Here is a 7,766-nt window from a genome sequence, read left to right on the forward strand (position 1 = left end):
CGCCGCAGATGGCCACCCGGCTTGTGCAAGCCACGCGACCGAAAAAGAGCCGGAAATCGTTTCTTAAATGCTAGCAGCCGCCCGGATTATCGGGCGGTCGCCGTACCAGCCGGACCAACGCCCCAGCCCCCCTGCAAGGGATCGAAGGCAAGCACGGACAGGCAAGGTTGTCCTGGATGAGGGACGCAGGGGCTATGGGAGAATCGTTCCGGAAGGTCGCAACGTACCAGTGGCCCGTACTCAGGTTGACTGTGACGCTTGCTTGCATTGAATAACAGCAAAGAGCCACTAGCGCGTAGTGTCCGAACCGTAGATGCGGATTCAAGCCTCCGTCAGGCTCAGCATGGAAAGCCAGCCACCATGGCCGAAGCCAATGATCTGCTGTTCGGATACCTCACCCTGCTGCTGCCTGCCGGTGAAAGTGCACCTGGCCGACCTGATCCGCATGGGCCTGGCGGACGCCTTCGATCAGGACGAGCCGGCCAAGCAGATCGCCCGCCGGCTGATGAAGGCCGGCATCGTCGAGTACGTCAATAATTACAAGCGGGAAATCTTCACTCTCGCCCGCCGCAGCAACGGCGACTGCCTTTACCTGAAGTCGCGCACGCGCCTGTAAACCCTTTACGAGCAACGCCCGGGCCATTGCGCCTGGCGACCGGAGCAGCCGGGCTGACCCCGTCGCTCTGCGCCTGACCTCAAAAGAAGAATGTCGGCCTGGCCGCGACAATGCCGCGCTCGAAATCGGCGCGGTCGTCGCTGAGCTGCCTGTGGCCCTGGCTCCAGATCAGCGAGGCCTGCCCGCCGGAGGTAGAGGTGTATATGGCCTGGAGCAGGGTACTCGATGGCTCGCGGTCAATGCCGCCAGACAACGCCGGACGTTCCGCCACGGCCTCCTGCCCGGGCTCGGCGAGATCGGCGAAGCGCTGCAGGGCCGGTCCGCCAGCATCCTCCCCGCCGGCCGCCCACAGGGGTTCGCCGTCCGGGTCGAAGCTCGGCATGCCCGGCAGCGCACCCGGAGAAATCCCCACGGGCAACACGTCAAAGCCAGAGGACGGCTGACTCCCGGCAACGGCCTGAGCGGCCAGACCGAGCACCAGCACAGAGGCGGCAAGCATGGTCGGTTTCATGAACGGCTCCCTGCATGAATGGGATTGGCAGCATGCGCAGGCAAGATGACGGCAGGATGACAGCCTCACCCTCGAAGATACCGGCAAAGTAATGGCGCACCCCCCCCAAAGGAGCAAAAATACTGCAGCGCCGACTGCATCGCCCCAGCCTGCCGTGCCGGGCGCGATAGAGCGGACGCCGAGCAGTATCGGGGCGAAGTCGGACCGACCATCGGCTCTGACCCCATACGGGAAACACGCCGGATTGCCCACACCAGGAGCCTCCTCGCTTTTCTGGGCAGTGAGTTCGAGCGCCTGGCCTCCGGGGGCAGATCGATCAGGACCGGCCTCCCGGATGAATCCGGCCCACGATCTTGGTCCCAAGCTGATGCCCCTTCTTGCCGGATGGGACGATATCGCCTTGATCGCCGGAAGCGAACTACCCTATTTCCTCGTATCCTCCAGCCGTATCGCTGCTCGGCGCCCGCCACCTGCCCGGCCGCGCCGAACCGGCAGAGGCCACCCCGTCGGCCTGCAAGGCCCGAGCCTGACTACCCCACACTCCAGAAGGCCAACGTCATGACCCAGACCAACAACAGGCAGTACATCGTCGCCCTGGACCAAGGCACCACCAGTTCACGGGCCATCGTGCTCGACCGCGACGCCAATGTCGTCAGCGCGGCGCAACACGAGTTCACCCAACTCTACCCGCAATCGGGCTGGGTCGAGCACGATCCCATGGAGATCTGGGCCACGCAGAGCGCCACCCTGGTGGAGGCCCTGGCCCAGGCCGGCATCAATCACCAGCAGGTAGCCGCCATCGGCATCACCAACCAGCGCGAGACCACGGTGATCTGGGACAAGCAGAGCGGCCGGCCGATCCACAACGCCATCGTCTGGCAGTGCCGGCGCAGTGCCGCGATCTGCGAGCAGCTCAAGCGCGACGGACTGGAGGAGCATGTAAGAGAACGTACAGGTCTGGTCATCGACCCTTATTTCTCCGCGACCAAGATCAAGTGGATCCTCGACCACGTCGAGGGCAGCCGCGAGCGTGCGCGGCGCGGCGAGCTGCTATTCGGCACCATCGATTCCTGGCTGATCTGGAAGATGACCCAGGGCCGGGTGCACGTCACCGACTACACCAACGCCGCCCGCACCATGCTCTTCGATATCCATGCGCTGGACTGGGACGCGCGCCTGCTCGAGGCCCTGGATATTCCGCGCGAGATGCTGCCGCGGGTACGCTCGTCCTCCGAGGTCTACGGCCACGCCTTCATCTCCGGCTGCAACGAGGGCAGCGGCATCCCCATCGCCGGCATCGCCGGGGACCAGCAGGCCGCGCTGTTCGGTCACATGTGCGTGGAGCCCGGCCAGGGCAAGAACACCTACGGCACCGGCTGCTTCCTGCTGATGAATACCGGCGGCAAGGCCGTGCAGTCGGGTCACGGGCTGCTCACCACCATCGCCTGCGGCCCACGCGGCGAAGTCGCCTATGCGCTGGAAGGAGCAATCTTCAATGCCGGCTCCACGGTGCAGTGGCTGCGTGATGAGCTCAAGCTGATCGACGACTCGTTCGACTCCGAATACTTCGCCACCAAGGTCAAGGACAGCAACGGCGTCTACCTGGTGCCAGCCTTCACCGGCCTGGGCGCGCCCTACTGGGACCCCTACGCACGCGGCGCAGTCTTCGGACTGACCCGCGGGGTGAAAGCCGACCACCTGATCCGCGCCGCGCTCGAATCCATCGCCTACCAGGCGTGCGACGTGCTCGACGCCATGCAGCAGGATGCCGGCGAGCGGCTCAAGGCGCTGCGCGTGGACGGCGGCGCGGTGAGCAACAACTTCCTCATGCAGTTCCAGGCCGATCTGCTCGGCACGCCGGTCGAGCGCCCGGCGGTGAAGGAGGTGACCGCGCTCGGCGCCGCCTACCTGGCGGGGCTGGCTACCGGCTTCTGGAGCGGCCTCGACGAGTTGCGCGACAAGGCGCGGATCGAGCGGGTGTTCGAGCCGGCCTGCTCCGACGAGAAGCGCCAGGTGCTGAACGCCGGCTGGAAGAAGGCGGTGGCGCGCACCCGGCGCTGGACCGAGGACGACTGAGCGCCAGGCGGAGCGTTTTTGTTTCGCCAGGCAGGGTGCCCGGGCGGCGGCGGTTGGCCCGAGCACTCGCTGGGGTATACTCCGGGGGCCACCAAGGAACGCCGCATGAGCCTAGCGCCCCGCCAACAGAACATTCTCGACCTGGTCCGCGAACGCGGCTACGTCAGCATCGAAGAACTGGCCCACTCCTTCACCGTAACGCCGCAAACCATCCGCCGCGACATCAACCAGCTCGCAGAGCAAGGGCTGCTGCGCCGCTATCACGGTGGCGCCGCCTACGACTCCAGCGTGGAGAACACGGCCTACGCCATGCGTGCCGGCCAGATGCACGATGAAAAACAGCGCATCGCCGAGGCCATCGCCGCCGCCGTGCCGGACCACGCCTCGCTGTTCATCAACATCGGCACCACCACCGAGGCGATCGCCCGCGCCCTGCTCGGCCATCGCGCGCTGAAGGTGATCACCAACGACCTGCACGTGGCCGGCACACTCAGCGCCAAGGACGATTTCGAGGTGCTGGTCGCCGGCGGCAAGGTGCGCAGCGACGGCGGCATCGTCGGCCAGGCCACGGTGGACTTCATCCAGCAGTTCAAGGTCGATTACGCCCTGGTCGGCATCAGCGGCATCGACGAGGACGGCAGCCTGCTGGATTTCGATTTCCGCGAGGTGCGGGTGTCCCGGGCCATTCTCGACAATGCCCGCCAGGTTTTCCTCGCCGCCGACTCGAGCAAGTTCGGGCGCAACGCCATGGTCCGCCTCGGCTCCATCACCCAGGTCGATCGCGTCTTCACCGATGCCCAGCCGGCACCACGGCTGGTTCAGCTGCTGGCCGAGCACAAGATCAAGCTGGAAGTCGTCTGAGCGCACCAGCCCTGGTCTAGCGACAGCGCCGGGCCGGCTCGTCGCCCCCCAACGCCTGAAGCGTCTTGCGTCCAGCGGCCGTCGCCCTGCCGGCCCTTCGCTGCCGCACGCTGTCTTTCCCTCTCCTGCCAGCGCCCTCCACGGCCTCCCCGTCCCGCCCTTTCGCACCGTCTTCCGACTGCCACAATAAAGTTCGACAACATTCACACACAGGGGTGACAATGTTCGTTTTCTTGCCATAATATTTTCGTAATTGAATATCAGTTTTCGTTTAAGCAAAGGTAACTCGCATGAGCCCTTCCAATTCCCCCCTTGCCGAACTCTACGATGTTGCCGTGATCGGTGGCGGCATCAATGGCGCGGGCATCGCCGCCGATGCTGCCGGCCGAGGCCTTTCGGTGTTCCTCTGCGAGCAGGACGACCTCGCCCGGCACACCTCTTCGGCCAGCAGCAAGCTGATCCATGGAGGCCTTCGCTACCTCGAGCACTACGAATTCCGTCTGGTCCGCGAGGCGCTCGCCGAACGCGAGGTGCTGCTGGCCAAGGCCCCGCACATCGTCAAACCGCTGCGCTTCGTGCTGCCGCACCGTCCGCACCTGCGTCCGGCCTGGATGATCCGCGCAGGATTGTTCCTTTACGATCACCTGGGCAAACGGAAAAAGCTGCCGGGCTCGCGCGGCCTGCGCTTCGGCGCCCGCAGCCCACTCAAGACGGATATCCGTCGTGGCTTCGAATACTCCGACTGCTGGGTCGACGACGCCCGTCTGGTGGTGCTCAACGCGATGGCCGCCCGCGAGCATGGCGCCCAGGTGCAGACCCGCACCCGCTGCGTCGCGGCCAGCCGCCACCAGGACCACTGGCACCTGCAGCTGGAGCGCGCCGACGGCAGCGCCTTCTCGATCCGCGCCAGGGCGCTGGTGAACGCGGCCGGCCCCTGGGTGGCACGCTTCATCGAAAGCGGCCTGCAGCAGAAGGCCCCCTACGGCATCCGCCTGATCCAGGGCAGCCACCTGATCGTGCCGCAGCTGTACGAGGGTGAGCATGCCTACATCCTGCAGAACGAGGACCGGCGCATCGTTTTCGCCATCCCCTACCTGGACCGCTTCACCCTGATCGGCACCACCGACCGCGAATACCAGGGCGATCCGGCCCAGGTGCGAATCAGCGAGGAGGAAACCGACTACCTGCTCGCGGTGGTCAATCGTCACTTCAAGCACCAACTGAGCCGGGACTGCATCCTGCACAGCTATTCCGGCGTGCGGCCGCTGTGCAACGACGAATCCGACGACCCTTCGGCGGTGACCCGCGACTACACCCTGGCGCTATCGGGCACGCCGGGCGAGCCGCCGCTGCTATCGGTATTCGGCGGCAAGCTCACCACCTATCGCAAGCTGGCCGAGGCGGCCCTGGAGCAACTGGCCCCCTTCTTCCCGCAGATGGGACCACGCTGGACCGCCGCGGCACCGCTACCGGGCGGCGAGCAGATGAGCGACAGCCGCGAGCTGGCTGCCCAGCTGCGCCAGCGCCATGCCTGGCTCGCCCCGGAGCTCGCCCAGCGCTGGGCCGGCACCTACGGCAGCCGTACCTGGCGCCTGCTGGAGGGAGTCAACGGCCCTGCCGATCTCGGCGAACACTTCGGCAGCACGCTGCATGCCCGTGAAGTGGACTACCTATGCCAGCAGGAGTGGGCAAAGGATGCCGAGGACATCCTCTGGCGGCGCAGCAAGCTCGGTCTGTTCCTGATCAAGGAGGAGCGGGACCGGCTGCGCACCTACCTGGAAGCAGCGACCCGGCAGCCGGAGAACTGCGTCCTGACCTCCTGAAGTTTTCTCATGGCGAACACAAACATCCCTTTGGAGGATGCAGATCAATGCTGCGAAGAACAAAGATCGTCGCCACCCTTGGCCCAGCCAACCGAGACCCCCGAAGCGATCGAAGGCCCGATACGGGCCGGTGTCGCTGTGGTGCGGCTGAACTTTTCCCACGGCAAGGCCGAGGAACACATGGCCCGAGGTGACCATGGAGCGGCACCGGGAGGATGTGCTCGCCGCGCTGACCCAGGTGCTCCAGCCGCGCAGTGTGCTGTGGAGCGCCCGCGACACCGAGGGCCTGACCTGTCGGATCCTGCCCAGCTGAGGCAGAGGCCGGCCCGCTCTCCGACAGCAGTCCCCTCTCCCATTGACGGGAGAGAGTGAAGGCAGCTCCTCGCCCTGAAAAACCGGCGCCTCCGCCCCCCAGGCTCAACCAAGGATGCTGTTGAACAACAGAAGGGTCAGCAGCGAGGTGAACCAGAAGAGCATCGTCGGTACCGACCAGGTGATGATCTGGTGTTTGGCGTTCTTCACCCCGAGCATCCGGTTGACCACCCAGAAATAGCTGTCGTTGAAGTAGCCGAAAACCATCGAACCGATGGCGGCCGCTTGGGCGGCGAAGATCATGTTGACATCGGGAATCACCGCCAGGATCGGCGCCGAGATCGAAGCCCCGGTGATCATCGCAACTGTGCCGCTGCCCTGGATCAGGCGCACCAGGGTGGCGATCACGAAGGGAATCAGCACCGCCGGCAGCGGTAGAGTCGCGACCCATTCGCCCATGTATTGGCCGGCGCCGCTGTCGCGCAGCACCGCACCCAGCGCGCCGCCGGCGCCGGTGACCAGCAGGATGATGCCGGCGCTTTCCACGCCTTTTTCCATGTCCGCGATGACTTCCTCGCGCGGGCGGCGCGGCACCAGGCTGTAGATCGCCACTACCACACCGAGGCCGACGGCGATCACCGGGTTGCCGAGGAAGGCGAAGATCTGGCCGATCAAGCCCTGGCTGATAGTCGGGTCGCCGTTAAGCTTGGCCAGGGCGCCGATCAAGGTGTTGGCAAAAATCAACAGGATCGGCCAGCAGCTGTCGATCTTCGGCAACGATCCGGCCCAGGTCGGCCAACTGGTGGACGCCTTCGCCAACCAGGTGGGCCGGATCAACATCAACGCCCAGTGCCAGCGCGGCCCGGACAGCTTCCCGTTCAACGGTCGCAAGAACTCGGCAGAAGGCACCCTGTCGGTGTACGACGCGCTGCGGGTGTTCTCCATCCGCACCCTGGTAGCGACCAAGTTCCAGGAAGACAACAAGCGGCTGATCAGCGAGATCATTCGCCGGCGCGAGTCGAGCTTCCTGACCACCGACTACATCTTCTGAGCGATGAACACGCGCACCCCGATCGTTGTGGATGACCTGGCTGTGCGCGGTGCCGCGAAGACTTATGCCTTCGCGGCAGCGCAGTCGATATAGCTATTCACCCCCCTGGCGGTGTAGCCCACCCGCCCGCGCGTCCTGCCCGGAGACGTAGCTACCGCCGGCGCCACGCCTCTGGACACCGTTACGACAAGCACAACAATAAAGGGAAAGACACCATGACCACTCCACCCCTCATTCGCTCCCTGCCGCGAACCGGAACGTCCGGCGCTCCCCCGGATAGCCAGGGCGGCTCCATGCCGGACACTCCCACGCCCTGATCACAGCCGGGCCCTCCTCTTTCGTCCATCGCATCCGCGCCTGCGGAGGGGAAGCTTTTGCACTTTTCCACCGATCTTCATCGGTAATAAAAACAATTGACTGCTCCCCTCCCTAAAGGAAGGGGATTCCCAATTCACTGAGAACAGGACACGGATACTTGACCCATGCCGCTTACATTCTCTCCAAGGGCTAACACCG

General features: G+C 65.1%; 6 protein-coding genes and 2 pseudogenes. 6 read left to right on the top strand and 2 right to left on the bottom strand.

Translation table 11 applies throughout. The features are described from left to right. Positions 1-415 precede the first annotated feature (415 nt). Entirely contained in the window at positions 416-616 is a 201-nt protein-coding gene (locus tag ACYVD0_RS10590) for a hypothetical protein (protein WP_460426791.1), read from the top strand. Positions 617-695: 79 nt separating this feature from the next. On the opposite strand, the gene ACYVD0_RS10595 is transcribed toward ACYVD0_RS10590, so the two are convergent. Further along, the gene (locus ACYVD0_RS10595) at positions 696-1,127 is read right to left on the bottom strand and encodes a hypothetical protein (protein ID WP_460426792.1); all 432 of its coding nucleotides are present in this window, start codon (positions 1,125-1,127) and stop codon (positions 696-698) included. A gap of 558 nt (positions 1,128-1,685) precedes the next feature. Between ACYVD0_RS10595 and glpK the strand changes: the two genes are divergently transcribed. The 4 genes and pseudogenes from glpK to ACYVD0_RS10615 all read left to right on the top strand — a co-directional run. Next, positions 1,686-3,203 carry a glycerol kinase gene (gene glpK, locus ACYVD0_RS10600; RefSeq protein ID WP_460426793.1) on the top strand — a complete coding sequence of 506 codons (1,518 nt, stop codon included), beginning with the start codon at positions 1,686-1,688 and terminating at the stop codon, positions 3,201-3,203. A 105-nt stretch (positions 3,204-3,308) separates the two neighbouring features. Next, positions 3,309-4,064 carry a DeoR/GlpR family transcriptional regulator gene (locus tag ACYVD0_RS10605; RefSeq protein ID WP_460426794.1) on the top strand — a complete coding sequence of 252 codons (756 nt, stop codon included), beginning with the start codon at positions 3,309-3,311 and terminating at the stop codon, positions 4,062-4,064. 290 nt (positions 4,065-4,354) lie between these two features. Then, entirely contained in the window at positions 4,355-5,887 is a 1,533-nt protein-coding gene (glpD, locus tag ACYVD0_RS10610) for a glycerol-3-phosphate dehydrogenase (RefSeq protein WP_460426795.1), read from the top strand. Between the two features lie 47 nt (positions 5,888-5,934). After that, positions 5,935-6,076, top strand: a pseudogene (locus ACYVD0_RS10615) (pyruvate kinase); the annotation flags it as partial. A gap of 228 nt (positions 6,077-6,304) precedes the next feature. On the opposite strand, the gene ACYVD0_RS10620 reads toward ACYVD0_RS10615, so the two are convergent. Continuing rightward, positions 6,305-6,943: a GntP family permease gene (locus ACYVD0_RS10620; protein WP_460426796.1), complete on the bottom strand. Its 639-nt coding sequence runs from the start codon at positions 6,941-6,943 to the stop codon at positions 6,305-6,307. Between the two features lie 7 nt (positions 6,944-6,950). On the opposite strand from ACYVD0_RS10620, the pseudogene ACYVD0_RS10625 reads away from it, so the two are divergent. Beyond that, positions 6,951-7,250 (top strand): annotated as a pseudogene (locus ACYVD0_RS10625) (NADP-dependent glyceraldehyde-3-phosphate dehydrogenase); the annotation flags it as partial. Positions 7,251-7,766: the final 516 nt, after the last annotated feature.

The sequence above is a fragment of the Azotobacter armeniacus genome (genome assembly GCF_054779355.1).